Origin of the sequence: Streptomyces sp. AC602_WCS936, from assembly GCF_019049125.1 — a bacterium.
Classification (GTDB): Bacteria; Actinomycetota; Actinomycetes; order Streptomycetales; family Streptomycetaceae; genus Streptomyces.
On record NZ_JAGMUF010000008.1, the window covers coordinates 381,387 to 407,109 of the forward strand.

Below are 25,723 nucleotides of genomic sequence, written 5' to 3' on the forward strand. Positions count from 1 at the left end.
TCAGCAGCACCCCTTCTCGTCGGCGTCGGCGCACGTGCGGTCGCTCTCCACGGCCACCACGGCGGTGCGCAAGTCGTCCAGCGCGTGGCCGAGTCGTTCGTCGGCCAACTCGTAGCGGGTGCGGCGGCCGTCGGGGACCGTGACGACCAGACCGCAGTCGCGCAGGCACGCCAGGTGGTTCGACAGCCGGGTCCGGGAGACGCTCAGCGCGTCGGCGAGGTCGGCCGGGTAGGCGGGGGCTTCGCGCAGGGCGAGCAGGATGCGGCAGCGGATCGGGTCGGCGAGCGCGCGGCCGAACCGGGCCAGCACCTCGATGTCGGGGGCAACAGTCAGCACACCATGACAGTACAGGTTTCCCTGAATTCAGGGAACCGTGAACCATTGGCCGGTGCTGGTGGCGGTGCTGGTGCCGGCCTGCGTGCTTTTACTCCTCGGCCACCAGCTCCCTCAGCGCGACGTTCAGTTCGAGCACGTTCACGCGGGGTTCGCCGATGAAGCCGAGGGTGCGGGTCTCGGTGTGCTCGTCCACCAGCTTCTGGACGCGTTCGACGGGCAGCCCGTTGCGGTCGGCGACCCGGTGCACCTGGAGGTCCGCGTACTCGGGAGAGATGTGCGGGTCCAGGCCGGAGCCGGAGGAGGTCACCGCGTCGGCGGGTACGTCGGAGGGGTTGACGGTGTGGCCGGCCACGGAGTTGTCCTCGATGACGGCCGCCTTGGCGTCCTTCACCCACTGGAGCAGCTCCGCGTTGTCAGCGGAGCGGTTGGTGGCTCCGGACAGGATGAGGTCGTACTGGGTGTTGACGGTGTTGGTGCCCAGGCCGTTCGCCGGGCGGCCCTGGAACCACTTCAGGTCGGGTTCCGGGGTCTCCTGGCCGTCCTTCAGGGGGAGGTTGTACTGCTGGCCGATCAGCGAGGAGCCGACGACCTTTCCGTCGGCCTTGATCTCCGAGCCGTTCGCCTTGGTGGGGAAGAGGCCCTGGGCGATGCCGGTGATCAGGAGCGGGTAGGCGATGCCGGTGACGACCGTCAGGACGAGGAGGGCGCGCAGGCCCGCCACGAGGAGCCGGGCGGTGTTGGTTACGGACGTGTTCATGGCGGTCAACCGATTCCGGGGAAGAGCGAGACGATCAGGTCGATGAGCTTGATGCCGATGAACGGGGCGATCAGCCCGCCGAGGCCGTAGACGGTGAGGTTGCGGCGCAGCAGCCGGTCGGCGCTGACCGGCCGGTAGCGCACCCCCTTCAGGGCGAGCGGGACCAGCGCGACGATGATCAGCGCGTTGAAGATCACCGCGGACAGGATCGCGGAGTCCGGCGAGGACAGGCGCATGATGTTGAGCTTGTCCAGGCCCGGGTAGACGGCCGCGAACAGCGCCGGGATGATCGCGAAGTACTTGGCGACGTCGTTGGCGATGGAGAACGTCGTCAAGGCGCCCCGGGTGATGAGGAGTTGCTTGCCGATCTCCACGATCTCGATGAGCTTGGTCGGGTCGGAGTCGAGGTCGACCATGTTGCCGGCCTCCTTGGCGGCCGACGTGCCGGTGTTCATCGCCACGCCGACGTCGGCCTGCGCGAGCGCGGGCGCGTCGTTGGTGCCGTCGCCGGTCATCGCGACCAGCTTGCCGCCGGCCTGCTCCCGTTTGATCAGGGCCATCTTGTCCTCGGGGGTGGCCTCCGCGAGGAAGTCGTCGACGCCCGCCTCGTCGGCTATCGCCTTGGCCGTCAGCGGGTTGTCACCCGTGATCATGACGGTCTTGATGCCCATGCGCCGCAGTTCCGCGAACCGCTCCCGCATGCCCTGCTTGACGACGTCCTTGAGGTGGATCACCCCGAGGACGCGGGCGCCGCTCCCGTCCTCGACCGCGACCAGCAGCGGCGTGCCGCCCGCCTCGGAGATGCCGTCGGCCAGCCGCTCCGTGTCCTCGGCGACCTCGCCGCCGCGCTCGCGCACCCAGGCGGTCACCGAACCGGCCGCGCCCTTGCGGACGCGGCGGCCGTCGACGTCCACGCCGGACATGCGGGTCTGGGCGGTGAAGGAGATCCATTCGGCGCCGGTCAGTTCGCCCTGGTGCCGTTCACGCAGCCCGTACCTCTCCTTGGCCAGGACGACCACCGAGCGGCCCTCGGGCGTCTCGTCGGCCAGCGAGGAGAGCTGGGCGGCGTCCGCGACCTCGGCCGCGGTGGTGCCGCTCACCGGCACGAACTCGGCGGCCTGCCGGTTGCCGAGCGTGATGGTGCCGGTCTTGTCCAGCAGCAGCGTGGAGACGTCGCCGGCGGCCTCGACCGCGCGGCCCGACATCGCCAGTACGTTGCGCTGCACCAGGCGGTCCATGCCCGCGATGCCGATCGCGGAGAGCAGCGCGCCGATCGTGGTGGGGATCAGGCACACCAGCAGCGCCACCAGCACGACCATCGTCAGTTCGGTTCCCGCGTAGTCGGCGAAGGGCGGGAGGGTGGCGCAGGCCAGCAGGAAGACGACGGTCAGCGAGGCGAGCAGGATGTTCAGCGCTACCTCGTTCGGTGTCTTCTGCCGGGCCGCGCCCTCGACCAGGTTGATCATCCGGTCGATGAAGGTCTCGCCCGGCTTGGTGGTGATCCGGACGACGACGCGGTCGGAGAGCACCTTGGTGCCGCCGGTGACGGCGCTGCGGTCGCCGCCCGACTCGCGGATGACGGGCGCGGACTCGCCGGTGATCGCCGACTCGTCGACCGAGGCGACGCCCTCGACGACGTCGCCGTCGCCGGGGATGACGTCCCCGGCCTCGCAGACCACCAGGTCGCCGACGCGCAGCTCGGTGCCGGCCACCGCGCTCCCGTCGGTCCGGCGGGCGACGGTGTCGGTCTTGGCCTTGCGCAGCGTGTCGGCCTGCGCCTTGCCGCGGCCCTCGGCGACGGCCTCGGCCAGGTTGGCGAAGATCACGGTCAGCCAGAGCCAGGCGCTGATGGTCCAGCCGAACAGGTCGCCGGGGTCGGTGAAGGAGAACACCGTGGTCAGGACGGAGCCGACGAGGACCACGAACATGACGGGCGACTTCACCATCACCCGCGGGTCGAGCTTGCGCAGCGCGTCGGGCAGCGACCTGACCAGCTGCCTCGGTTCGAAGAGGCCCGTGCCGACGCGGCCCTCGGCCTTGCGGCCGGTGGCTGCGGCGGATGCGGTGGGTGCGGCGCCGTGCGGCGCCCTGGGCTCGGTGGCTGTGGACGTGGGTGTGGACATGGAGTCCTCGTGCTTCTGCGGGTCGGTCATGTCGGTGGTCATGCCGCCAGCCCTTCGGCGAGCGGGCCCAGGGCGAGTGCCGGGAAGTAGGTCAGACCGGTGATGATCAGGATCGCGCCCACGAGCAGGCCGGTGAACAGCGGTTTCTCGGTGCGCAGGGTGCCCGCGGTGGCCGGGACGGGTTGCTGCCCGGCGAGCGAGCCGGCGAGCGCCAGGACGAACACCATCGGCAGGAAACGGCCGAGCAGCATGGCCAGGCCCAGGGTCGTGTTGAACCACTGGGTGTCGGCGTTCAGGCCGGCGAAGGCCGAGCCGTTGTTGTTCGAGGCGGAGGTGTAGGCGTACAGGATCTCGGAGAAGCCGTGCGCGCCGGTGTTGGTCATCGAGTCGCCCGGGGTGGGCAGGGCCATCGCCGCGGCGGTGAAGACCAGCACCAGCGTCGGGGTGACGAGGATGTAGCAGGCGGCGAACTTGATCTCGCGGCTGCCGATCTTCTTGCCCAGGTACTCCGGGGTGCGCCCGACCATGAGCCCCGCGATGAAGACCGCGATGACCGCCATGATCAACATGCCGTAGAGCCCGGACCCGACACCGCCGGGCGCGATCTCGCCCAGCATCATGCCGAGCATGGTGATGCCGCCGCCGAGGCCGGTGAAGGAGGAGTGGAAGGAGTCCACCGCGCCGGTGGAGGTGAGGGTGGTGGACACCGCGAAGAGCGACGAGCCGCCGATGCCGAAGCGCAGCTCCTTGCCCTCCATCGCACCGCCGGCCGCCTGCAGGGCGGGACCGTGGTGGGCGAACTCGGTCCACATCATCAGCGCGACGAAGCCGGCCCAGATGGTGGCCATGGTCGCGAGGATCGCGTAGCCCTGGCGCACCGAGCCGACCATGACGCCGAAGGTCCGGGTGAGGGCGACGGGGATCAGCAGGATCAGGAAGATCTCGAACAGGTTGGTGAACGGGGTGGGGTTCTCGAAGGGGTGGGCGCTGTTGGCGTTGAAGTAGCCGCCGCCGTTGGTGCCCAGCTCCTTGATGACCTCCTGCGAGGCGACCGCACCGCCGTTCCACTGCTGCGAGCCGCCACTGAACTGGCCGACCTCGTGGATGCCGGAGAAGTTCTGGATGACGCCGCAGGCCACCAGGACCACCGCGCCGACCGCCGCGAGCGGCACCAGGACGCGGACGACGCCGCGGACCAGGTCGGCCCAGAAGTTGCCCAGCTCGCCGGTGCGGGACCGGGCGAAACCGCGTACCAGGGCAATGGCTACGGCGATGCCGACGGCCGCGGAGACGAAGTTCTGCACGGCCAGGCCGGCGGTCTGCACGACGTGGCCCATGGCCTGTTCGCCGTAGTACGACTGCCAGTTGGTGTTGGCCACGAAGGACGCGGCGGTGTTGAAGGCCTGGTCCGGGTCGATGGAGGCGAAGCCCAGCGAGCCGGGCAGCACGCCCTGCAGCCGCTGGAGCAGGTAGAGGAAGAGGACGCCCGCGAGGGAGAAGGCGAGGACGCCGCGCAGGTACGCGATCCAGCGCATCCGGGTGTCGGGGTCGGCACCGATGCCCTTGTAGATCCACTTCTCGACCCGCAGGTGCCGGGGGGAGGAGTAGACCCGGGCCATGTAGTTGCCGAGGGGGGCGTGGGCGAGCGCCAGCGCGGCCATCAGGGCGAGCATCTGGAGCACGCCGGCGAGGACGGGGCTCATGGGGGTGCTCAGAACCTCTCCGGGTGGATCAGGGCGAGGACGAGGTAACCCAGCAGGGAGACGGCCACGATCAGGCCGACGACGTTCTCTGCGGTCACAGCTTCGTCACCCCCTTGGCGACGAGAGCCACGAGCGCGAACACCGCGATCGTGGTGACGACGAAGGCCACGTCGGCCATCGCGAGCTCCTAGTGAGGTTCGAACGAGAGTCTGACAAGGAGAGGAGACCCCGTCCGTGACCGGATTCGGCCGCCGTTGATGGCTTCCTTACGGCGGCCGGAACGGCTTTGATGCATCTCTTACGGTGCTGCCGACGGGCGTCGGCGGCCGTCCTCGTCGCACGCGGTGCGCGTCCCCGCCACCGGGCCTGGACCGTACGAGGGAACCGCGCGGTGCGCGGGCCGGAGCGGTGGCTCAAAAGCACCCATGGTGAACAGACTGGGGCGCAAGTCCGTGCTTGTCGGCCGGAACGGGGTACCCCGGCGGCGCGCGTCTCCCCTCCCCGAGCCCAGGAGGCACCCCCATGACGTTCAATCCGCTGGAGCAGCGGGGCATCCCGCTGGACCGCCAGCTGCGCAGCTGGCGTGAGCTGAACGTGGACCCGATCGACCCGGACCACTGCGACCCGTACACCCGCTGCCGGATCATCACCATGAACGGGATCGAGGTGGAGGCGATCCTGTTCAGCCACCAGCTCGCCCGCCACTGTCCTGACCCCGAGATCAAGCGGCAGCTGGCGCGGGTGCGCTACATCGAGGCTCAGCAGCAGAAGGTGGTGAACTGGCTGCTCCCGGGCGTGTCCTCGGTGCTGGAGACGACGATCGCCTACGAGCAGGTCGCAGTGGACCTGACGGCGTGGGTCGCGCGGATGGAGCCGGACCCGTACCTGAAGCAGGCGTACCAGTTCGGTGTGCTGGAGGACTTCGACCACCTGTACCGGTACGCCAACCTGTACGAGATGATCGAGCACCGTAAGGCGGAGTCGATCGTCGACAACCTGACCGAGGTCATGCCGGGCCGGCCCACCCGGCTGCACCACAGGGACGCGTACGACAACGTCCGCGACCCGTACGCCAAGGACCAGACGAACCCGCTCTCCAAGCTGCACGCGCTGACGGTCATGTCGGCGGAGCAGCAGACCATGAACTTCTACATGAACACCGGCCCCACCTACATGGAGCCGATCGCCCGTCAGCTCTACCAGGAGATCGGGCTGATCGAGGAGGAGCACGTCACCCACTACGAGTCCCTCGTCGACCCCGGCGAGACGTGGTGGGAGCAGCTGGTCAACCACGAGTACAACGAGTGCTACCTCTACCACTCCTTCATGGAGCAGGAGAGCGACCCCAAGGTCAAGGCGATCTGGGAGCTGCACCTGAACATGGAGCTGGAGCACCTGCACGCCGCCTGCGGCCTCATGCGCCGCCACGACGGCCGGGACCCCGCCTCCGTCCTCGCGCCCGAGCTGCCGAACGTGCTCACCTTCGAGCCGAACAAGGGCTACCTGCGGGAACTGCTCGACACCCAGATGGACCTGACCACCCTCGGGGCCGGTTACGTCCGCGAGGCGCACGAGCGGTTCGAGCGGATGCAGGAGCAGATCCACAGCGGCGAGGCACCGCCGAGCGACCGGGTCATGGCCCAGCACGACGAGATGTTCGGCCGCGAGTACCGCGTCCAGACCGAGGGCGAGCACCCCGACCCGACGCAGCGCGAGAAGTAGGGGAGGCCGACATGTCCGAGCTGCACACCCCGCCCGCCGGGGACGACATGGCCAAGGACGACGACGTCGTCGCCCTGCTGATGCGCCAGCACGGTGACATCCGCAACCTCTTCGACGAGGTGGAGGCCGCCGAGGGCGAGGAGCGCCGGGACGCCTTCCGCCGCCTGGTGCGGTTGCTGGCCGTGCACGAGACCGCCGAGGAAGAGGTCGTCCACCCCTTCGCCCGGAAGGGTTTCCCCGGCGGCGAGCAGGTCGTGGCGGAACGCCTCGCCGAGGAGAAGGCGGCCAAGGAGACGCTGGCCGCCCTCGACGAGCTGGACACCGACGACCCGAAGTTCATGCCCCAGCTGCTCAAGCTACGCAAGGACGTCCAGGCGCACGCCCGGGCCGAGGAGCGGTACGAGTTCACCCACATCCGCCGCAGCACCGACGCCGACAACCTCGCGGCAATGGCCAAGGCCATCAAGGCCGCCGAGGCCATGGCACCCACCCGGCCCCACCCGGGCGTCGAGTCCGGGGCGAAGAACATGGCCCTGGGGCCCGTCGCCGCCCTCATGGACCGCACCAAGGACGCCGTCCGGAAGGCCATGGGCAAGGGCTGACTCGGCGTCCTCTACCGCTTTCGCCTCCGCGCCGCGGTCATGCCCGGAGTCAGCCCCAGACCCCGTCCGCGATCGCGGCGCCGAGGAAGGCCGCGCCCAGGCCGGCGGCGACTGAGGCGACGACGTTGGCGGCGGCCAGGAGCCTCGCGCCGGACTCGGCCAGCCGCAGCGTCTCGTAGGAGAACGTGGAGTAGGTGGTCAGCGCGCCGCAGAACCCGGTGCCGACCAGCAGGCGCACCGAGTCGGAGGCGGCGCCGTGGGCGGCCGCGCCGGTGAGCGTGCCGAGGACCAGGCAGCCGACGACGTTGACGGTGAAGGTGCCCCAGGGGAAGAGGGTGCCGTGCCGGGCCTGGACCGCGCGGTCGGTCAGGTACCGCAGGGGCGCACCGACCATGGCGCCGGTCACGACGAGCAGCCAGTTCACTTGCGCCTCCCGGAGATCGCGCGTCGGGTGAGGCTCGCGGCGCACCACACGCCGGTGAGGGCGGCCGCCACGGTGGCGGCCAGGTGGGCGAGGGCGGTGCCGGGGTCGCCGTCCCTCAGCAGGCGCTGGATGTCGACGGCGTAGGTGGAGAAGGTGGTGAAGCCGCCCAGGACGCCGGTGCCGAAGAACGGGCGCAGGAGGCGGTGCGCGGACCATACGTCGGTGAGGAGCACCATGAAGACGCCGATCACCGCGCAGCCGGTCGCGTTGACCAGGAGGGTGGTCCAGGGGAAGGCGCCGGACTCCGTGGGCCACAGCAGCGAGGCGCCGTAGCGGGCCGTGGCGCCCAGGGCGCCGCCGGCCGCGACCGCCAGGAGGACGGGCGCCTGTCCGTCGGCGAGTTCGCGCCGCTGGGCGGGCACCGACAGGTCGACGTCGGGGTCGATGGGCTCACGGCCCTCGGGGTCCACCGGCAGTGGCTTGCGCGGGGTGTTCCGCAACGCGGGTCTCCTACTCGTGCGGCCGCCCGGGCATGCGGACGGTCCTGGTCACCAGTAGGGACTGTTGGCGGCGTCGGTGCCGCGGTTCGGGTACGGCGAGCCCCACCGCCGCGCGACCTCCCGGACAGGGGTCGGCCGCTGCCGCCCAGGGTAGCCCAGCGGCGCCTGCGCGAGTCACGTCCCGGACCGTCCGGGACCGTCCCGGACCGTGCGGGCCTCGTAGACTCGACGGCCGATATCGGTTGCGTCACTGTCGAGAGAGGTGGACCGGGTGCGGGAGTTCCAGCGGGGCGCGGTGCGGCTGCACATCCTGCACCACGCGGCCCAGGAGGAGATCCACGGTGCCTGGATGACCGCGGAACTGGCCCGGCACGGGTACCGGATCAGCCCCGGCACCCTCTATCCGACGCTGCACCGCCTGGAGGCGGACGGGCTGCTCACCTCCGAGCAGCGCGTGGTGGACGGCCGCACGCGCCGCGTCTACCGGGCGACCGAGGCGGGGAAGGCGGCCCTCGCCGAGGACCGCAGGGCCCTGGAGGAACTGGCCCGCGAGGTGCTCGGCGACGAGCGGCATCGGTCTGAGCGCGCACCGGGGACCTGAGCGCGCAAGGGGGCCTGACCGCGCGCAAGGGGACCTGACGTCGGCTACGCGCCGCGGGAGGCGAGTGCCCGGCGGACGCCGTACGCGATGACGCCGACGGCGAGCACGGCCGCCCCGGAGATCACGGAGGAGACCGGCAGGGTGAACGCCAGCAGCAGGCAGCCCGCGAACCCTACCGCCGGGATCAGGCGCGGCGGCCGGCCCTCCTCGGCGGTCAGCGTCCACGCGGAGGCGTTGGCCACGGCGTAGTACGCCAGGACCGCGAACGAGGAGAAGCCGATCGCCCCGCGCAGGTCAGCCGTCGCGGCGAGCACGGCCACCACGGCGCCCACGAGCAGTTCGGCCCGGTGCGGCACCTTGAACCGCGGGTGGACGGCGGCCAGGGCGTGCGGCAGGTGCCGGTCGCGGGCCATGGCCAGGGTGGTGCGCGAGACGCCCAGGATCAGCGCCAGCAGCGAGCCGAGCGCGGCCACCGCCGCCCCGGCCCGGACCACCGGCGACAGCCAGTCGGCGCCCGCGGCCCGTACCGCGTCCGACAATGGCGCGGTGGCCTCGGCCAGCCCCTTGGGGCCGAGCACCGACAGGACGGCGAGCGCCACGAGAACGTACACGGCCAGCGCGATGCCCAGGGCGAGCGGAACGGCGCGGGGGATGGTGCGGGCCGGGTCGCGGACCTCCTCGCCCAGGGTGGCGATGCGCGCGTATCCGGCGAACGCGAAGAACAGCAGGCCCGCGGCCTGGAGCACCCCGTGCGCGTCGGCGTCGCCCCCGACGTCCCAGCGGGCGGCGTCCGCCGCGCCGGAGCCGAGGGACGCGATCACCACCGCCGCCAGCACCGCCAGGACCACGGCGACGATCACACGGGTCAGCCACGCCGACTTCTGCACGCCGGCGTAGTTCACGGCGGTCAGCGCCACCACCGCGGCGACGGCGACGGCGTGCGCCTGGCCGGGCCAGACGTACGCGCCGACGGTCAGGGCCATGGCGGCGCAGGAGGCGGTCTTGCCGACGACGAAGGCCCAGCCGGCGAGGTGGCCCCAGAAGTCGCCGAGCCGTTCCCGGCCGTAGACGTAGGTGCCGCCGGAGGCGGGGTAGCGGGCGGCGAGCCGGGCGGACGAGGTGGCGTTGCAGTACGCCACCACGGCGGCCACCGCGAGCCCGAGCAGAAGCCCGGAGCCGGCGGCGCGGGCGGCCGGGGCGAGGGCCGCGAAGATCCCCGCGCCGATCATCGAACCCAGCCCGATCGTCACGGCGTCGGGCACGCCCAGCCGCCGCCGCAGTTCGCCCGGCGTCCCCGCCGCGGCGGTCGAAGACTCGCCCATCAGCCCACTCCGTCCCACTCCGCGCAGCCGGCCACATGGCTCACGGCACATCACTCACGGCTTACGGTTTTCGATATCGGCAGACGATATATGAGCCGGGTGACTCGGCGGTGAACTTCCGGCGCCGGACCGGGAACGCCGCTCGCCCCCGTCCGGAGGCCGCCGCGTCCTTTCCCGCCCGAACCCGTAGCATGACGAGCGTGACCAGGAGCACCCCGTCGATCAGCCGCCCGGCCGGGCGGCTGCTCACGCTGCTGGTGACGGCGGTACTGGCCGGCCTGCTCGGCATGCACGGCCTGGCCCCCGGAGTGCCGACGGCGCACGCCGGCACCGGAACGGCGTCCGGTGCACACCACACGGAAGCCATGGCGGCCCACGCGGACGGTTCGGCGACCCTCGCGGACCGTGCCTGCGGGCACTCGGACGGCGGATCGGGACACATCGATCACGCCGACGGTACGTGTGCGGCCACCGGGACCGCCTCCGCCTACACGCCGCCGCCCCTGACCGGCGGCACGGCCGACGCTCCCACCGCCGCCTCCCCCGCCGTGGCGGCCACGGGAGCGCCCCACGTCGGGCGGGGCCCGCCCGACCTCTCCGAACTGCAACTCCTGCGGATATAGAGCGGCCCGCACGCCCTCGCATCCATCAGGCACATCCACTCGAACGCGCGCCGCGAGCAGGCGCGCGTAAAGGAGTTGCACCCAGCATGAAGCACAAGCGTTCCCTCGTCCGCCGTACCGCCGCCATGGTCGCCGCCGGAGCGGCGGCACTCGCCCTGGCCGCCTGCGGCGGGGCCGGCGACGGCGACACCGGCGGCTCCGCCGGACACGGCGGCCACAACGCGACGCCCTCCGCCTCCGCGACCGCACCGTCCTCGCAGGGCAAGCACAGCGCCGCCGACGTGGCGTTCGCGAAGGGGATGATCCCCCACCACCGCCAGGCCGTCGAGATGGCAGACCTCGCGCCCGGACGGGCGGCGTCGCCCGAGGTCGAGAAGCTGGCCACGGAGATCAAGAAGGCCCAGGACCCGGAGATCAAGACGCTGTCCGGCTGGCTCACGGCGTGGGGCGAGGAGGTGCCCGCCGAGGACGCCGCCATGGACCACTCCGGGCACGGCACGGGCGGCATGGACGGCATGATGACGGACCAGGAGATGAGCGGGCTCGAGGACGCCTCGGGCGAGGCGTTCGACACCGCCTTCCTGGAGCTGATGATCAAGCACCACGAAGGCGCGGTCGCGATGGCGAGGACCGAGCAGGCCGACGGCGCCTTCGCCCCGGCCAAGAAGATGGCCGACGAGATCATCACGTCCCAGAGCGCCGAGATCGAGCGCATGAACCAACTGCTCGGCAAGGGCTGATCCACCGGCGGGCCGTCCGTCGCCATCGGGGTACTCAAAACAGGTACCGGAATACCCCATGGGGGTATATGGTTCCCGACCGTGGGGCCCGGCCCGGGTCTCCACGGTCGGGACGTCGATTGGGGTTGACACGTCATGGAGCATCAGCACGCGCACGGCGCGACCTGGGCGATGGCGGTGCGGGCGACCCTGCACTGCCTCACCGGGTGTGCCATCGGCGAGATCCTCGGCATGGTCATCGGCACCGCCCTGCTGTGGGGCAACGTGCCGACGATGGTCCTGGCGATCGGCCTCGCCTTCGTCTTCGGCTACTCGTTCACCCTCTTCGCGGTGGTGCGCGCGGGGGTGTCCCTGAAGGCCGCGGTGAAGGTGGCGCTGGCCGCCGACACCGTCTCCATCGCGGTGATGGAACTGGTCGACAACGGCATCATCGCGCTGACGCCGGGGGCGATGGACGCGCACCTGTCGGACGGACTGTTCTGGTACGCGCTGCTCGGCGGCTTCGCCGTGGCGTTCGTGATCACCACGCCGGTCAACAAGTGGATGATCGGCCGCGGCAAGGGCCACGCCGTGGTCCACGCGTACCACTGACCCGCACCACCACAACGCCGGGCGGCCTCCGAGACATCGGGGCCGCCCGGCGTCAGGGTATGAGTGAAAGTCTCGCGGGCGCCTACGCCACACCCACGACCCTCAGTCCCCGTCCCCGCCCACCACGGGCCCCCCGCCCACCGTGAACCCGATCACCGACCCGCCCCCGTCCCGCCGGAAGGCGAACGTCGCTCCCCCGTGCGCCAGCGCCACCTCCCGCACGATGGACAGGCCGAGGCCGGAACCGGCCCGGGAGCGGGCGTCGGTGGCGCGGTAGAAGCGGTCGAAGACCCGGGTCAGGTCGGCCTCGGCGATGCCCGGACCGCGGTCGCGGACCTCCACCCGGATCGGGCCCTCCAGGGCCGGCCCGGCGACCGCGACCTCGATGGGTCCGGTGCCGCCCGGGTCGAACTTCGCGGCGTTCTCCACCAGGTTGGACAGCGCCCGCGTCAGCATGGCGGGCCGCCCCTCCGTCACCGTCTCCCCGCGGACGCTCACCCCGATGTCCCGCCCGGTACGGCGCCGCGCCAGGCTCGCCACGTCCCGCGCGACCCGCGCCAGGTCGACCCGCTGCGGAGGCTCCCCGGCGGACTGTCCGGCCGCCAGCTCGACCAGCTCGTTGACCAGGTCGGTCAGCTCACGGGCCTCCTGGCCGAGGTCGGCGACCAGTTCCCGGCGGGCCTCGGGCGGGAGCTCGTCGATCCGGCGCAGCAGCGAGATGTTGGTCCGCAGCGAGGTCAGCGGCGTCCGCAGCTCGTGCCCCGCGTCCTGGACCAGACGCCGCTGGTCCTCCTCCGACTGGGCGAGGCGGACCAGCATCAGGTCGATGGCGCGGCCGAGGCGACCCACCTCGTCCGGGCCGGTCACCGGCACCTGGACGCCCAGCCGGCGGGTGCGGGCGACGTCCTCGGCGGCCGAGGTCAGGAGCACCAGCCGCCGGGTGATGCGCCGCGCCAGCCACCAGCCGAACAGCCCGGCGGCCGTCACCACCGCCGCCATCAGCAGCAGCGTCCGGCGCTGCAGCGCCCGCAGCAGCTCCTCGGTGTCGCTGAACTCCTGCGCCACCTGCACCGCGCCCCGGCCGCCGCCCAGCGACACCGTCGCGACCCGGAAGACGTCGTCGCCGACCCCGACGTCCTCGTGCTCGACCGTCCGCCCGGCCACGGCGGCGTGCGCCGTCCGCCGGTCGGCGTCGGTCACCGGCAGCCGGGGACCGGCCGGGTCGGAGATCTCACCGTCCGGCCCGAGGACCTGCACGTCGGTGCGGGCCGGGCGCACGATCTCGTGCCCCGGCGCGGACGAGGCGAAGTCGCCGGGCGACATCCGCCGCTGACGCACCTCGGCCCGCAGGTCCTGCACGACCTGCGCGAAGACGGTCTCCTGGTCCACCCTCACCAGCCGGGCCGCCGCGTTGTACGACAGCACCCCGACGAGGACGGTGACCACGGCGGTGACCGTCGCGAAGGACACCGCGAACGTCGTCCGCAGCGACAGCAGCCGGGGCCGGCGCCCGAGCGGGGACGGGCCCACTCAGTCCTCCCGCAGCACGTAACCCACCCCGCGCACGGTCTGGATCGGCTGCGGCGTGCCCGGCTGGTCCAGCTTGCGGCGCAGGTAGCCGACGTAGACGGCGAGGTTCTTGGAGCCGGGCCCGAAGTCGTAGCCCCAGATGCGGTCGTAGATCGTGGAGTGGTCGAGAACGACGCCCGCGTTGCGCACCAGCAGCTCCAGCAGCTCGAACTCGGTGCGGGTCAGCTCCAGCTCCCGCCCGTCCCGCCAGGCGCGGCGGGCCCTCGGGTCCATGCGCAGCCCGGCCGCCTCCAGGTACCGGGCGGCGGCGTCCGGCTCCTGAGGCCCGTCCGCGGCCGGGGAAGCCGTGCCCGCGCCCTCCCCGTCCTCCCTGTCCTCCCGGTCCGTACGCCGCAGCAGGGCGCGCAGCCGGGCGAAGACCTCCTCGACGTCGAAGGGCTTCACCACGTAGTCGTCGGCGCCCGCGTCCAGGCCCGCGATCCGGTCGGCGGTCTCCACCAGCGCCGTCAGCATCAGGATCGGCGTCGGGTCGCCCTCGGCGCGCAGCTCCCGGCAGACCTGGAGGCCGTCGACGCCCGGCATCATCACATCCAGCACCAGCACGTCCGGCCGGCCGCTCTGGGCCCGCGCCAGCGCCTCGGCGCCGTCGGCGACCGCGGTGACCCGGTAGCCCTCCAGGGTGAGGGCGCGCTCCAGGGCGTGCCGGATCGCGCGGTCGTCTTCGGCGAGCAGAACAGTCCGGGGCACCCGTCCAGTCTGCCAAGGTGAGCGCGCCCGCGGCCGGACGGCCGGGCTTCTTACCAAGCTCTCACCCAGTGGGCCGCAGCGCCGCGAGCCGTTCCTCGAAGGGCACGACCTCGAAGGCGTCGTCCGCCGGCTTCCCGGCCGGTTCCGAGGCCGCCGACAGCCCGCCCATCAGCGCGGCCAGCTCGCCGGCCGCCCGCTCGATCCGCCCGTCCAGGCCCCCGGCGCCCCAGTCCTCCGAGGAGGCGTACACGCCGGTCGGGACGACGACGGCCTTCAGGTGAGCGAAGAGCGGACGCAGCGCGTGGTCCAGGACCAGGGAGTGCCGGGCCGTGCCGCCGGTCGCGCCGACGATCACCGGCTTCCCGCCGAGGGCGTTCTCGTCGGTCACGCTCAGCGCGTCGAAGAACGACTTGAACAGCCCGCTGTACGACGCCGAGAACACCGGCGTGACGACGATCAGGCCGTCGGCCGCCGCGACGGCGTCGAAGGCGGCGGCCAGGTTCCGGCTCGGGAAGCCGTTGGTGAAGGTGTGCGCGATCTCCACCGCGAGGTCGCGCAGCTCGACCACCTGGACCTCGGCCGGTGTCCGGCCGACGGTGGCGGCGGCCAGGCGGTCGGCGAGCAGCCGGGTGGAGGACGGGACGCTCAGTCCCGCCGAGACGACGACGAGCTTCATGCCCGTACTCCTTCCTCGCGCTTGTTGCGGGCGGCGGCCAGCAGGGACGCGTGGGTCGGGGCGTCCGGCACGTCGGCCGGGCGGTCCTTGGCGAACTCCTTCCGCAGCACCGGCACGACCTCCTCGCCGAGCAGGTCGAGCTGCTCCAGGACGGTCTTCAGGGGCAGCCCGGCGTGGTCCATCAGGAACAGCTGGCGCTGGTAGTCACCGGCGTAGTCGCGGAAGGCGAGCGTCTTCTCGATCACCTGCTGCGGGGAGCCCACCGTCAGCGGCGTCTGCGCGGTGAAGTCCTCCAGCGACGGCCCGTGCCCGTAGACCGGCGCGACATCGAAGTACGGCCGGAACTCGCGGACCGCGTCCTGGCTGTTCCTCCGCATGAACACCTGTCCGCCGAGGCCGACGATCGCCTGCTCGGGGGTGCCGTGCCCGTAGTGGGCGTAGCGGTTGCGGTACAGCTCGATCATGCGCTTGGTGTGATCGGCCGGCCAGAAGATGTTGTTGTGGAAGAAGCCGTCGCCGTAGTAGGCGGCCTGCTCGGCGATCTCGGGCGAGCGGATCGAGCCGTGCCAGACGAAGGGCGCGACGCCGTCCAGCGGGCGCGGCGTGGAGGTGAAGCCCTGGAGCGGGGTGCGGAACTTCCCCTCCCAGTTCACGACGTCCTCGCGCCACAGGCGGTGCAGCAGGGCGTAGTTCTCGACGGCGAGGTTGATGCCCTCCCGGATGTCCTTGCCGAACCACGGGTACACCGGGCCGGTGTTGCCGCGCCCCATCATCAGGTCCACCCGGCCGTCGGCCAGGTGCTGGAGCATCGCGAAGTCCTCGGCGATCTTCACCGGGTCGTTCGTGGTGATCAGGGTGGTGGAGGTGGACAGGATCAGCCGCTCGGTGCGGGCCGCGACGTAGCCGAGCATCGTGGTCGGGGACGACGGCACGAAGGGCGGGTTGTGGTGCTCGCCGGTCGCGAAGACGTCCAGGCCGACCTCCTCGGCCTTCAGCGCGATGGCGACCATGGCCTTGATGCGCTCGCGCTCGGTCGGCGTCCGGCCCGTGGTCGGGTCCGGGGTGACGTCGCCGACGGTGAAGATGCCGAACTGCATGGTCGCTCAACCTCCGATTTGTTGACGGTTCAACTATACCGCCCAACGGTCGGCCGCCGGACCTTATTCCGCCCCCCGTTCCGCCCCGTGCCAAGCTGCCCCCATGCTGGTCCTCCGCTCCGCCGCCCTGTTCGTCGTCGCCGCCCTCTTCGAGATCGGCGGTGCCTGGCTGGTCTGGCAGGGGGTGCGGGAACAGCGCGGCTGGCTGTGGGCCGCCGGCGGCGTCCTCGCCCTGGGCGCGTACGGCTTCGTCGCCACCTTCCAGCCCGACGCCCACTTCGGCCGCATCCTCGCCGCGTACGGCGGGATCTTCGTCGCCGGCTCCATCCTGTGGGGCGTGGTCGCGGACGGCTACCGGCCCGACCGCTGGGACATCACCGGGGCCGTGGTCTGCCTCGCCGGGATGGCCGTGATCATGTGGGCGCCGCGCAACGGCGGCTGACTACGCTGGCGGCGACCGTTCGTACAGTCTCTGACGCCCAGGAGCAGCCCATGGCCACCGCAGCCGCCCCGTCCGCCGCCTCCCGCATCGCCGTCGTCACCGGTGCGAGCAGCGGCATCGGAGCCGCCACGGCCCGGCAGCTCGCCGCCGCCGGTTACCGCGTCGTCCTCACCGCCCGCCGCAAGGACCGCATCGAGGCGCTGGCGGAGGAGATCCAGGCGGCCGGCCACAAGGCCACGGCGTACCCGCTGGACGTCACCGACCGCGCGGCCGTCGACGAGTTCGCCACCGCCTTCAAAACGGTCGGCGTCCTCGTCAACAACGCGGGCGGAGCACTCGGCGCCGACCCCGTGGCCACCGGCGACCCGGCCGACTGGCGCCGCATGTACGAGACGAACGTCCTCGGCACCCTCAACCTCACCCAGGCCCTCCTGCCCAAGCTGGAGGCGAGCGGCGACGGCACGGTGGTCGTCGTCTCCTCCACCGCCGGCTTCGGCACCTACGAGGGCGGCGCGGGCTACGTCGCCGCCAAGCACGCCGAACACGTCCTCACCGAGACCCTCCGCCTGGAGATCGTCGGCCGCCCGGTCCGCGTCGTCGAGATCGCGCCCGGCATGGTCAAGACCGACGAGTTCGCCCTCACCCGCTTCGGCGGCGACGAGGACAAGGCGGCCAAGGTCTACGCCGGCGTCCCGGACCCCCTGACCGCCGACGACGTCGCCGACACCATCACCTGGGCGGTCACCCGCCCCGCCCACGTCAACATCGACCTCCTGGTGGTCCGCCCCCGCGCCCAGGCCTCGAACACGAAGGTGCACCGGGAGTCGTAGGAGGCGGCGCCTCAGCCCTTCACGCAGACGACCTGCTTGAGCTTCGCCACGACCTCCACGAGGTCACGCTGCTGGTCGATGACCTGGTCGATCGGCTTGTAGGCGCCCGGGATCTCGTCCACGACACCGGAGTCCTTGCGGCACTCCACACCCCGTGTCTGCTCCTCCAGGTCCTTGGTGGAGAAGCGGCGCTTGGCGGCGTTCCGGCTCATGCGCCGACCGGCCCCGTGGGAGGCGGAGTTGAAGGACTTGTCGTTCCCGAGGCCCCTGACGATGTACGAACCCGTGCCCATGGACCCGGGGATGATGCCGTAGTCCCCGGATCCCGCGCGGATCGCGCCCTTGCGGGTCACCAGCAGGTCCATACCGTCGTACCGCTCCTCCGCCACGTAGTTGTGGTGGCAGGAGATCTCCTGCTCGAAGACCGGCTTGGCCTTCTTGAACTCCTTGCGAACCACGTCCTTCAGGAGCGCCATCATGAGGGTGCGGTTGTACTTCGCGTACTCCTGCGCCCAGAACAGGTCGTTGCGGTAAGCCGCCATCTGCGGGGTGTCGGCGACGAACACGGCGAGATCGCGGTCGATCAGGCCCTGGTTGTGCGGGAGCTTCTGGGCGACGCCGATGTGGTGCTCGGCGAGTTCCTTGCCGATGTTGCGGGAACCGGAGTGAAGCATGAGCCACACAGAACCGGTCGTATCCGTGCAAACTTCGACAAAGTGGTTTCCGCTTCCGAGCGTTCCCATCTGCTTTCCGGCCCGCTCGTGACGGAATTTGACCGCTTCCGCCACCCCGTCGAACCGCCCCCAGAAGTCGTCCCACCCCGCCGTCGCCAGCCCGTGGAAGCGCCCCGGATCGACGGGACTGTCGTGCATCCCCCGCCCCACCGGAATCGCCTGCTCGATCTTCGAGCGCAGCCGCGACAGGTCGCCCGGCAGGTCGTTCGCCGTCAGGGACGTCTTCACCGCCGACATCCCGCAGCCGATGTCCACGCCCACCGCCGCCGGGCACACCGCACCCCGCATCGCGATCACGGACCCGACCGTCGCGCCCTTGCCGTAGTGCACGTCCGGCATGACCGCGAGGCCCTTGATCCAGGGCAGGGTCGCGACGTTGCGCAGCTGCTGGAGAGCGCCCTCCTCGACCGTCGCCGGGTCGGTCCACATCCGGATCGGCACCTTCGCGCCCGGCATCTCCACGTACGACATATCGTCCTCATTCCCCCGGAAAACAAACAGAAGTCTCAAAGCGCAAAACCGGCACCAAGGGCAGCCAAAGGGACGACTGACCGGCATTCACGGCGGCGCGTGCGATACACATTGTCTGCAGGGGACGCCCCCGCGCGGCAAGCGAATAACCAGCGGGGACACTGGAGTACCGACCACAGCCACACCGGCGAGAGGAGCCGCACCGTGCAGCGGAAGGCCTACGTACCCGGCGTCGCCGCCTGCCTGGCGGTGTTGCTGGCCGGCTGCACCGGCGGCTCGGGTGACGGCGCCACGGCGGACGACTCCAACCCGGGCCGGCCCGGCGTCGCGACCGAGGCGGCCGAGCCCGGCAAGTACCGCACCCTCCCGGAGCCGTGCGGCGCGGTCGGCGACAAGACGCTCGACTCGCTGCTGCCCGGCATCGAGGAGATCGCTGACGAGCGGCAGCGCGAGAAGGCGTACGCGGGTGAGCCGACGCTCGCCTACGACACGGACCGCAAGGTCGGCTGCCGCTGGAAGGTGGAGTCGGCGGACGCCACCAACCACCTCTTCGTGAACTTCGAGCGGGTCGTGTCGTACGACAACGCCGTGAGTGACGACAGCGAGGCCGAGCGGCTCTTCGCGAGGCAGGTGACGGCGGCCGACCTCCCCGAACCGGTGGTCTCGGACTCCGCGTCCGCCTCGGACTCCGCATCCCCGTCCGACACCCCCTCCTCCGGTGCCCCGTCGTCCGGGGAGCCGAGCTCCGGCCCGAGCGGCACGTCCTCCACCCCCGCCGCCTCGGGCTCCGGTTCCGCCACCGCGCCCTCGTCGAGCCCGTCCGCCGGTGCCACGCCCACCGAACTCCAGCCCCGGCTCCTGGACGACCTGGGTGACGAGGCGTTCGTGGACGACGAGCTGAGCAGCTCGGGTTCCACGGCGAAGCGGCGCACGGTGACTGTGGCGTTCCGCACGTCGAACGTCATGGTGACCGTCGAGTACGCGGAGCAGTCGGCGACGCTCGGAGTCGTGCCGGACAGCGAGGAAATGCAGGACAAGGCGCGGAAACTGGCTTCCCAGCTGGCCGATTCACTGGGCGGTTGAGCCCGCCGCGGACTCCCCGGCGGCCGTGTGTGGAGCACCTGGAGAGGAGCCACACGGTTTCCTCACCGCGTACGGTGACCCCTCGGACCCGTTCCGAACGCAGGAACCACGAGTGCCATGAGTGAAGGAACCATGCAGCGACGAGCCCAGCGTGACCAGCAGAATCCGCGTGCGAAGCGACTCACCCGCGCCCTTGTCTGCGCGGCCGCCGTCCCCGTGATGCTGGTGGCAGCCGGCTGCTCCTCGGACTCCGGCTCCGACGACGGCAAGGACAAGGCGGCTCAGAAGACGGCCGCCTCCAAGTCCGCGAAGCCGTCCCCGACGGTCCAGGCGGCGGCGTACCGGAAGCTTCCGGAACCGTGTTCCGTGCTGGCGAAGAAGACGCTGGAAGACCTGGTGCCCAAGGCCGACAAGGGCAAGGAGGGCGCTTCGAACGACACGGCGACGCGCGGCGGTTGCTCCTGGGACAGCCTCGACGACAACGGTGTGAAGGGCTCCCAGTTCCGCTGGCTCAGCGTGTCGATGCTGCGCTTCGAGTCGGACCAGACGCGCGGCCCGGGCGACAAGCTGGCGCGTGACTACTACACGAAGCAGCTGCGGGACGCCCAGGGCACCGAGAACGCGAAGAGCGTGAAGACGACGCCGGTGAGCGGGACCGGCGACGAGGCCTCCGTCGTCAGCTACGAGCTGAAGAAGAAGGAGGGCACCTTCAAGCAGCAGACGGTTGTGGCGCGCGTCGAGAACGTCGTCGTCACGGTCGACTACAACGGTGCGGGCCTGGCCGGCGACAAGACGCCGGACGCCGCCGACCTGACGAAGGACGCGCAGAAGGCGGCCAAGGAGGCGGTGGCCTCGGTGACGAAGGCCAACGGCAGCGCATCGAGCACGTCGCCGTCGCCGTCCAAGTCGTCCGAGTCGTCGGCGTCGTCGTCGTCGTCGAAGACGAGCTGACGGGCCGTATCACCCCACCGGCCACCCGTCCCCCGCACGCATGTGCCACTCTGTTGCGCGCAACAACTGGCACTGGGAGGGGAGTACGGGTGGCCGCGCCACTAGAGCTGACCCGGACGCATCGCGTTCTCATCGGCATCGTCGTCTTCGGTGCCGTAGTCATCGCCGGGATCGGCTTCGCGGGTTCGTACGCGGCGGTGCGGGAGCTGGCGCTGAAGAAGGGCTTCGGCGACTTCAGCTACGTCTTCCCGATCGGCATCGACGCGGGCATCTGCGTGCTGCTGGCGCTGGACCTGTTGCTGACCTGGATTCGCATCCCCTTCCCGCTGCTGCGGCAGACGGCCTGGCTGCTGACGGCGGCGACGATCGCGTTCAACGGCGCGGCGGCCTGGCCCGACCCGCTGGGTGTGGGCATGCACGGCGTGATCCCGGTGCTGTTCGTGGTGTCCGTCGAGGCCGCCCGGCACGCGATCGGGCGGATCGCGGACATCACCGCCGACAAGCACATGGAGGGCGTCCGCCTCACCCGCTGGATCCTCTCGCCGGGCCCGACATTCCTGCTGTGGCGGCGCATGAAGCTGTGGGAGCTGCGCTCCTACGAGCAGGTGATCAAGCTGGAGCAGGAGCGGCTGGTGTATCAGGCGCGGCTGCGTTCGCGGTTCGGCCGCGGCTGGCGCCGCAAGGCGCCCGTGGAGTCGTTGATGCCGCTGCGCCTGGCCCGGTACGGCGTGCCCCTGGCGCAGACCGCCCCGGCGGGTCTGGCGGCGGCGGGCATCGAACCGGCGCTGCTGCCGCCGGCGCCCAGGGAGCAGAGCGAGGAAGCGCGGGCCGCCGCGCCCGCGGCGGAGCGGCGTCCCGAACTGGTCAAGGCGCCGGCGGCGAAGACGCCGCCCGCGCGCGACGTTCCGGAGGCGGAGGGCGAGCCCGACGAGCAGAGCCCCTGGTTCAACACCCGGCAGGTCGAGTACCAGGGCGGCTACGACCCCGCCTACGACCCGGCGGAGCACCTCGCGGAGTGGTACGAGGAGCAGCGGCGGGCCGACCAGTACCGGGACCAGTACGAGGAGGAGCCTCCGCTCCAGGAGCCCTCGCCGGAGGAGACCGGCAGCTTCCCGATACCGGTCGTTCCGGGCCGCACCCGCGAGCTGGGTGAGGGCGGCGGCACCCCTGCGGTATCCGAGCCCTCGTCGCAGGGGCCGGACGAGGACGCCTTCTACCAGGTCTTCAAGCAGTCGATCAACGGCAGCTATCCGACGCCGCGGGAGTTCGGCGACAACGTGGAGGCGACGTTCGGCACGCAGCTTCCCGACCACGAGACCAAGCGCCTGGTCACCCACTTCACCAACCGGCACAGCGCGGAGCTGGAGGAGGACCACATCGCGTAGCGGTGCGTGCGGCACTCCGCCATTCTCATTCTTCCTCCGATGAGCCCCGGTTGCCGCACTGCAAAAAGGCGAAGCAGTGAAGATCACCCGGTTTGTTCGCCGGCCGGCTCGACCGCTGCGAAACGACCGAAAAGCATCGCTTCAACGCTGCCCTCAACCCCGTTCAACATAAGGCCAGTTGACGGGCCATTGGCGATGTGAATGGCTAGGCGATCGCACCGCGAATGACTTTCGTCGAGTTCCTCAATGGCACACCTGGAGGACCACCTCATCATGGACACGTTGTTCTGGAGCCGGCGCCGCCTGCTGGGCACCGCCGCAGCCGTCACCGCCGTCGCCGTCACCCCCGGCGTGCTGGCACCGTTCGCCCGTGCCGCCACAGCGGCGGACGAGACCCCGCCCAAGCCGTTCGAACTGCCGGACACCGAGCGGGCGAAGGTGGTCAAGGCCTGGCTCACCGGCGGCAGGGCGACCAGGGCCGCCGCGGCGGACGCGCTGTACGGCACCGACTCCGACGTCCAGACGTTCCTCGCCACGACGCTCCCGAAGGTGACGACGGAGGACGCCCGCGTCGCGGTCGCCTCCTACCTCTCCAGGTCCGGTGTGGGCCTGCGGCGTGCGGCGTCCGCCGCCCTGGACGGCGGGGACGGCGCGGTGGCCGCCTTCCTCGACGGCGGCTTCAGACCGGCCCTGCTGGAAGATCTGCAGGTGGCCACGTCCACGGTGTCCGGCACCGGCGGCCGGGCGGTCAGACGGGAGGCCTCCGCGGCCTTGGACACGGGCACCGAGGAGTCCCTCGCCGGCTTCCTCTCCGAGGGCCGCTTCACCGCCCGCGAGGAGGACATGCGGGTGGAGGCCTCCGCCATGCTGATGTCCGGCGGCCCGGAGGTGCAGAAGTACGCGGACCGCGCGCTCAGCGGCAGCCGCCAGGAGGTCGAGTGGTTCCTGGACACCGGGCAGCACATCGCGCGCGCCCGCGACCAGGAGGCCGCGACGATCGAGGAACTGGTCGCCGTCGTGGAGCGGGAGGGCAAGCGCGCCCAGGCGGAGACCGACCTCGCCGTCGAGGCCTCCGAGCGGGCCAAGACCGCCGCGGAGAAGGCGAAGGCGGCGGCCGAGAAGGCCGCGGCCGAGGCGGAGGCGGCCAAGGACGACGTGGCCAAGTCCGGTGCGGCCGCCCGCAAGGCCGCGAGCGCCGCGAAGGGTGCCGCCAAGGCCGCCCGCAACGCCATCAGCGCTTCGCACTCCGCGGTCGCCGCGTCGCGCCGCGCCTCGTTCGCCGCGGCCGCCGCCGCGCAGGCCGCCGCCACCGCGGGCAGCGCCGCTTCCCGTGCCTACCACGCGGCGATCGCCGCCTCGAAGGACGCCTCCAAGGCGAGTGCGGCGAAGAACGCCGCCGTCGCGGCGCGCAACGGTGCGGCGCGTGCCCGTACCGCCGCCAAGGCCGCCGACTACGCGGCCACCGCGGCCGCGCAGGCGGCCGGTGCCGGTTCCGCCGCCGCGTCCGCCGCCCGCAACGCGGCCGCGGCCTCCGCGGCATCGGCGCAGGCGGCCTCCGCGGCGGGCGTCGCCCAGTCCGAGGCCGCCGAGGCCAAGCGCCAGGCCGCGATCGCGAACAGCGCCGCGAACCGGGCCACCAACGCCGCCTCCACGGCCCAGGCCCTGGCCAACAAGGCCGCGTCCGCCGCCCGCACCGCACGCGACGCCGCCAACTCCGCGGCGGCGCACGCCGACAAGGCCGCCGCCGCGGCCGAGGAGGCGGTCAAGTACGCCGGCCAGGCCATCGACTACGCCAACAAGTCCACCGCGCACGCGGCCGAGGCGATCAAGGCGGCCGAGACCGCCACCCAGGCGGTCGCGGACGCCACAGCGGTCGAGAAGGCCGCCCGGGAGGCGGAGTTGGCGCGCCTGGAGGAGGACAGACTGGACGGCCTGGCGGAGGCCAGGCTCCTCGCTCAACAGGAAGCGGCCGAGCGCGCCGCGGCGGCGAACCGGCGCACGCAGGACGAGCAGACCTCGCAGGAGCTCAAGGAGCTGATCGCGAGCGCCGAGAAGGCGCTCGCGGACGGTGACGCGGCGCTGGCGGCCACCCTGGGCCGCAAGGCCGCCATGGGCGTGGCGGCCTCGCAGGGCGCCTGGTCCCGGGAGGCCGCCCAGTTCGCGCTGTCCGGCGGGGCCGCGGACATCCATGCCTGGATCGACACCGACCGGGCCCTCGCCGAGGACCAGGACGACCGGGAGACGGCCCTGCACATCGCGGAGATCGGCTCCGCCAACGTCGGCGAGGCCGCCCACGCGGCGCTGGCGAGCGACACCACCGGCGCCGTGCGGGCGTTCCTGACCGACGGGCTGATCGAGGCCGTGGCCGAGGACAACCGCGTCAGCATCGCCGCCATCCTGTCCACCGACCCCGGACGGGCCGTCAAGGCCGCGGCCAACGCCGCGCTCGACGCCAACACCCCGCAGGCGCTGCGGGACTTCCTCGACCACACCTACGCGGACGCGGTACGGGACGACGACGGGGTCGCCACCGCGGCCCTGCTCCAGTCCGGGGGCATCTACACCAAGGCGTACGCGGAGGTCGCCCTGGAGGGCCCGACGTGGATGCGCCGGAACTTCATCAGTCTCGCGCAGTACAAGGCGGCCCAGCTCGACCACGACTCGGCCACGCACGTCGCCGCGATCCGCGGGGCGATCGCCGCCGCCGCGAAGATCGCCTACAAGGCGCAGGAGAACGCGGAGCTCGCGTCGAAGGCGGCCGCGGAGGCCCGTAACGCCGCGGACCAGGCCAAGGAGTGGGCCGACAAGGCACTCGCCTCGGCCGAGCGGGCCGAGACCTACGCCGCGCAGGCCGACCAGAACGCCGACGCGGCGGAGAAGTCCGCCGCGGCCGCCCAGGCCTCCGCCAACCAGGCGAAGGCCGCCGCGGCGACTGCCCGCAAGGCCGGGCGCGCGGCCAACTATTCGGCGAACCGGGCCATCGACTCGGCCCGCAGCGCCGTACGGTCCTCCTACAGCGCCCAGGCGTCGGCGAACAGCGCGCGCCAGTCCGCGATCGCCGCCGGCAAGGACGCGGACGCGGCGGCGGCAGCGGCCACCGACGCCCGCCGTATCGTCACGCAGAAGCGCAGGGCGGAGGCGGCGGAGGCGGCGCGCAGGGCCGCCGAGGAGGCACGCAGGGCCAAGGAGGAAGGACGGAACCCGGCCGACAGCCCGACGCACGACCGGACCAACTCGGGCGGCAGTGACGGCGACTCCGACGAGTGGTGGAACGACGCCCAGTTCTACGCGGACGCGTTCAACTGGATCAGCATCGGCACCGGGTTCCTCGCCGCGGGCCTCGCCTTCGTCGCGCCGTGGACCGGCCCGTTCGCACCCGCTGTCGCCGCCGCGGCGGGGGTCTTCGGCTGGGTCTCCCTGGCCTCGGCCGGCCTCAGCACCCTGTTCACCGGCATCGAGCACGGCTTCGACAGCTCCGAGTTCGCGGGCTCGCTCGTCGGAACGAGCCTGGGACTGCTCACCTTCGGCCAGTCCAAGTGGATCGGGGCCACGCTGGAGGGCGTGGCCTCGCCCGTCGCCAAGCGGGTCACCCAGCTCGGCAGCGACATCATCTCGCCCATCACCGGTACGCTGAGTTCCCTTTTCGGGTGATCACAGAACGGCCGGGTGGTCACAGAATGAGCGCCGACCACTGATCCGGCCGGGTCGGGAGCGGGCCGACGCCGACGGTCCG

At 71.8% G+C, this 25,723-nt stretch carries 25 protein-coding genes; 12 read left to right on the forward strand and 13 right to left on the reverse strand.

Annotated features, from left to right (window positions below; genetic code table 11):
* From KUM03_RS04535 to kdpF, 5 genes are all read right to left on the reverse strand, one after another.
* Entirely contained in the window at positions 1-336 is a 336-nt protein-coding gene (locus KUM03_RS04535; RefSeq protein WP_217245666.1) for a helix-turn-helix transcriptional regulator, read from the reverse strand.
* Positions 337-424: 88 nt separating this feature from the next.
* Positions 425-1,093 (reverse strand): potassium-transporting ATPase subunit C, encoded by a 669-nt coding sequence (locus tag KUM03_RS04540; protein WP_217245667.1) that lies wholly within the window; start codon positions 1,091-1,093, stop codon positions 425-427.
* 5 nt (positions 1,094-1,098) lie between these two features.
* A complete protein-coding gene (kdpB, locus tag KUM03_RS04545) occupies positions 1,099-3,258 on the reverse strand; it encodes a potassium-transporting ATPase subunit KdpB (RefSeq protein ID WP_217245668.1) in 2,160 nt (719 codons plus the stop codon).
* Positions 3,255-4,919: a potassium-transporting ATPase subunit KdpA gene (gene kdpA, locus KUM03_RS04550; RefSeq protein ID WP_217245669.1), complete on the reverse strand. Its 1,665-nt coding sequence runs from the start codon at positions 4,917-4,919 to the stop codon at positions 3,255-3,257. The genes kdpB and kdpA overlap by 4 nt, the downstream gene beginning before the upstream one ends.
* Before the next feature lie 8 nt (positions 4,920-4,927).
* The gene (kdpF, locus tag KUM03_RS04555; RefSeq protein ID WP_073725512.1) at positions 4,928-5,017 is read right to left on the reverse strand and encodes a K(+)-transporting ATPase subunit F; all 90 of its coding nucleotides are present in this window, start codon (positions 5,015-5,017) and stop codon (positions 4,928-4,930) included.
* Positions 5,018-5,441: 424 nt separating this feature from the next.
* Here kdpF and KUM03_RS04560 point away from each other — a divergent pair, with 424 nt between their 5' ends.
* Positions 5,442-6,641, forward strand: a complete 1,200-nt coding sequence (locus KUM03_RS04560) for a hypothetical protein (RefSeq protein ID WP_217245670.1) — start codon at positions 5,442-5,444, stop codon at positions 6,639-6,641.
* 11 nt (positions 6,642-6,652) lie between these two features.
* Positions 6,653-7,243 carry a hemerythrin domain-containing protein gene (locus KUM03_RS04565; RefSeq protein ID WP_217245671.1) on the forward strand — a complete coding sequence of 197 codons (591 nt, stop codon included), beginning with the start codon at positions 6,653-6,655 and terminating at the stop codon, positions 7,241-7,243.
* Positions 7,244-7,292: 49 nt separating this feature from the next.
* Here KUM03_RS04565 and crcB (KUM03_RS04570) read toward each other — a convergent pair whose 3' ends face one another.
* Both crcB (KUM03_RS04570) and crcB (KUM03_RS04575) read right to left on the reverse strand, forming a co-directional pair.
* On the reverse strand, positions 7,293-7,667 hold the full coding sequence (crcB, locus tag KUM03_RS04570) for a fluoride efflux transporter CrcB (protein WP_217245672.1): 375 nt from the start codon (positions 7,665-7,667) through the stop codon (positions 7,293-7,295).
* Positions 7,664-8,167, reverse strand: a complete 504-nt coding sequence (gene crcB / locus KUM03_RS04575) for a fluoride efflux transporter CrcB (protein WP_254398777.1) — start codon at positions 8,165-8,167, stop codon at positions 7,664-7,666. Before crcB (KUM03_RS04575) ends, crcB (KUM03_RS04570) begins: the two co-directional genes overlap by 4 nt.
* Positions 8,168-8,438: 271 nt before the next feature.
* Here crcB (KUM03_RS04575) and KUM03_RS04580 point away from each other — a divergent pair, with 271 nt between their 5' ends.
* Positions 8,439-8,768 carry a PadR family transcriptional regulator gene (locus tag KUM03_RS04580; RefSeq protein WP_217245673.1) on the forward strand — a complete coding sequence of 110 codons (330 nt, stop codon included), beginning with the start codon at positions 8,439-8,441 and terminating at the stop codon, positions 8,766-8,768.
* Positions 8,769-8,812: 44 nt separating this feature from the next.
* On the opposite strand, the gene KUM03_RS04585 is transcribed toward KUM03_RS04580, so the two are convergent.
* Entirely contained in the window at positions 8,813-10,090 is a 1,278-nt protein-coding gene (locus KUM03_RS04585; protein WP_217245674.1) for an APC family permease, read from the reverse strand.
* Between the two features lie 200 nt (positions 10,091-10,290).
* Here KUM03_RS04585 and KUM03_RS04590 point away from each other — a divergent pair, with 200 nt between their 5' ends.
* The 3 genes from KUM03_RS04590 (at position 10,291) to KUM03_RS04600 (ending at position 12,044) form a co-directional block, all read left to right on the forward strand.
* Positions 10,291-10,713 (forward strand): DUF6153 family protein, encoded by a 423-nt coding sequence (locus KUM03_RS04590; protein ID WP_217245675.1) that lies wholly within the window; start codon positions 10,291-10,293, stop codon positions 10,711-10,713.
* An 86-nt stretch (positions 10,714-10,799) separates the two neighbouring features.
* A complete protein-coding gene (locus tag KUM03_RS04595) occupies positions 10,800-11,453 on the forward strand; it encodes a DUF305 domain-containing protein (RefSeq protein ID WP_217245676.1) in 654 nt (217 codons plus the stop codon).
* Positions 11,454-11,588: 135 nt separating this feature from the next.
* The gene (locus KUM03_RS04600; RefSeq protein WP_217245677.1) at positions 11,589-12,044 is read left to right on the forward strand and encodes a DUF4396 domain-containing protein; all 456 of its coding nucleotides are present in this window, start codon (positions 11,589-11,591) and stop codon (positions 12,042-12,044) included.
* A gap of 102 nt (positions 12,045-12,146) precedes the next feature.
* Here KUM03_RS04600 and KUM03_RS04605 read toward each other — a convergent pair whose 3' ends face one another.
* The 4 genes from KUM03_RS04605 to KUM03_RS04620 all read right to left on the reverse strand — a co-directional run bounded on the left by KUM03_RS04605 (position 12,147) and on the right by KUM03_RS04620 (position 16,094).
* Positions 12,147-13,574, reverse strand: coding sequence for a HAMP domain-containing sensor histidine kinase (locus KUM03_RS04605; RefSeq protein WP_217245678.1), 1,428 nt, complete (start codon positions 13,572-13,574; stop codon positions 12,147-12,149).
* A complete protein-coding gene (locus KUM03_RS04610; protein WP_217245679.1) occupies positions 13,575-14,321 on the reverse strand; it encodes a response regulator transcription factor in 747 nt (248 codons plus the stop codon).
* 61 nt (positions 14,322-14,382) lie between these two features.
* Complete coding sequence (locus tag KUM03_RS04615; protein WP_217245680.1) at positions 14,383-14,997, reverse strand: CE1759 family FMN reductase; 615 nt, start codon at positions 14,995-14,997, stop codon at positions 14,383-14,385.
* A complete protein-coding gene (locus KUM03_RS04620) occupies positions 14,994-16,094 on the reverse strand; it encodes an LLM class flavin-dependent oxidoreductase (RefSeq protein ID WP_217245681.1) in 1,101 nt (366 codons plus the stop codon). Before KUM03_RS04620 ends, KUM03_RS04615 begins: the two co-directional genes overlap by 4 nt.
* A 103-nt stretch (positions 16,095-16,197) precedes the next feature.
* On the opposite strand from KUM03_RS04620, the gene KUM03_RS04625 reads away from it, so the two are divergent.
* On the forward strand, positions 16,198-16,536 hold the full coding sequence (locus KUM03_RS04625; RefSeq protein WP_217245682.1) for a YnfA family protein: 339 nt from the start codon (positions 16,198-16,200) through the stop codon (positions 16,534-16,536).
* Between the two features lie 50 nt (positions 16,537-16,586).
* The gene (locus KUM03_RS04630) at positions 16,587-17,366 is read left to right on the forward strand and encodes an SDR family NAD(P)-dependent oxidoreductase (protein ID WP_217245683.1); all 780 of its coding nucleotides are present in this window, start codon (positions 16,587-16,589) and stop codon (positions 17,364-17,366) included.
* An 11-nt stretch (positions 17,367-17,377) separates the two neighbouring features.
* Here KUM03_RS04630 and KUM03_RS04635 read toward each other — a convergent pair whose 3' ends face one another.
* On the reverse strand, positions 17,378-18,571 hold the full coding sequence (locus KUM03_RS04635; protein WP_217245684.1) for an RtcB family protein: 1,194 nt from the start codon (positions 18,569-18,571) through the stop codon (positions 17,378-17,380).
* Between the two features lie 204 nt (positions 18,572-18,775).
* On the opposite strand from KUM03_RS04635, the gene KUM03_RS04640 reads away from it, so the two are divergent.
* From KUM03_RS04640 to KUM03_RS04655, 4 genes are all read left to right on the forward strand, one after another.
* Positions 18,776-19,654 carry a DUF3558 domain-containing protein gene (locus tag KUM03_RS04640; protein WP_217245685.1) on the forward strand — a complete coding sequence of 293 codons (879 nt, stop codon included), beginning with the start codon at positions 18,776-18,778 and terminating at the stop codon, positions 19,652-19,654.
* 117 nt (positions 19,655-19,771) lie between these two features.
* Positions 19,772-20,605: a DUF3558 family protein gene (locus KUM03_RS04645; protein WP_254398780.1), complete on the forward strand. Its 834-nt coding sequence runs from the start codon at positions 19,772-19,774 to the stop codon at positions 20,603-20,605.
* Between the two features lie 89 nt (positions 20,606-20,694).
* A complete protein-coding gene (locus KUM03_RS04650; protein ID WP_217245686.1) occupies positions 20,695-21,990 on the forward strand; it encodes a DUF2637 domain-containing protein in 1,296 nt (431 codons plus the stop codon).
* Positions 21,991-22,236: 246 nt separating this feature from the next.
* Positions 22,237-25,641: an ALF repeat-containing protein gene (locus tag KUM03_RS04655; protein ID WP_254398781.1), complete on the forward strand. Its 3,405-nt coding sequence runs from the start codon at positions 22,237-22,239 to the stop codon at positions 25,639-25,641.
* Positions 25,642-25,723 lie beyond the last annotated feature (82 nt).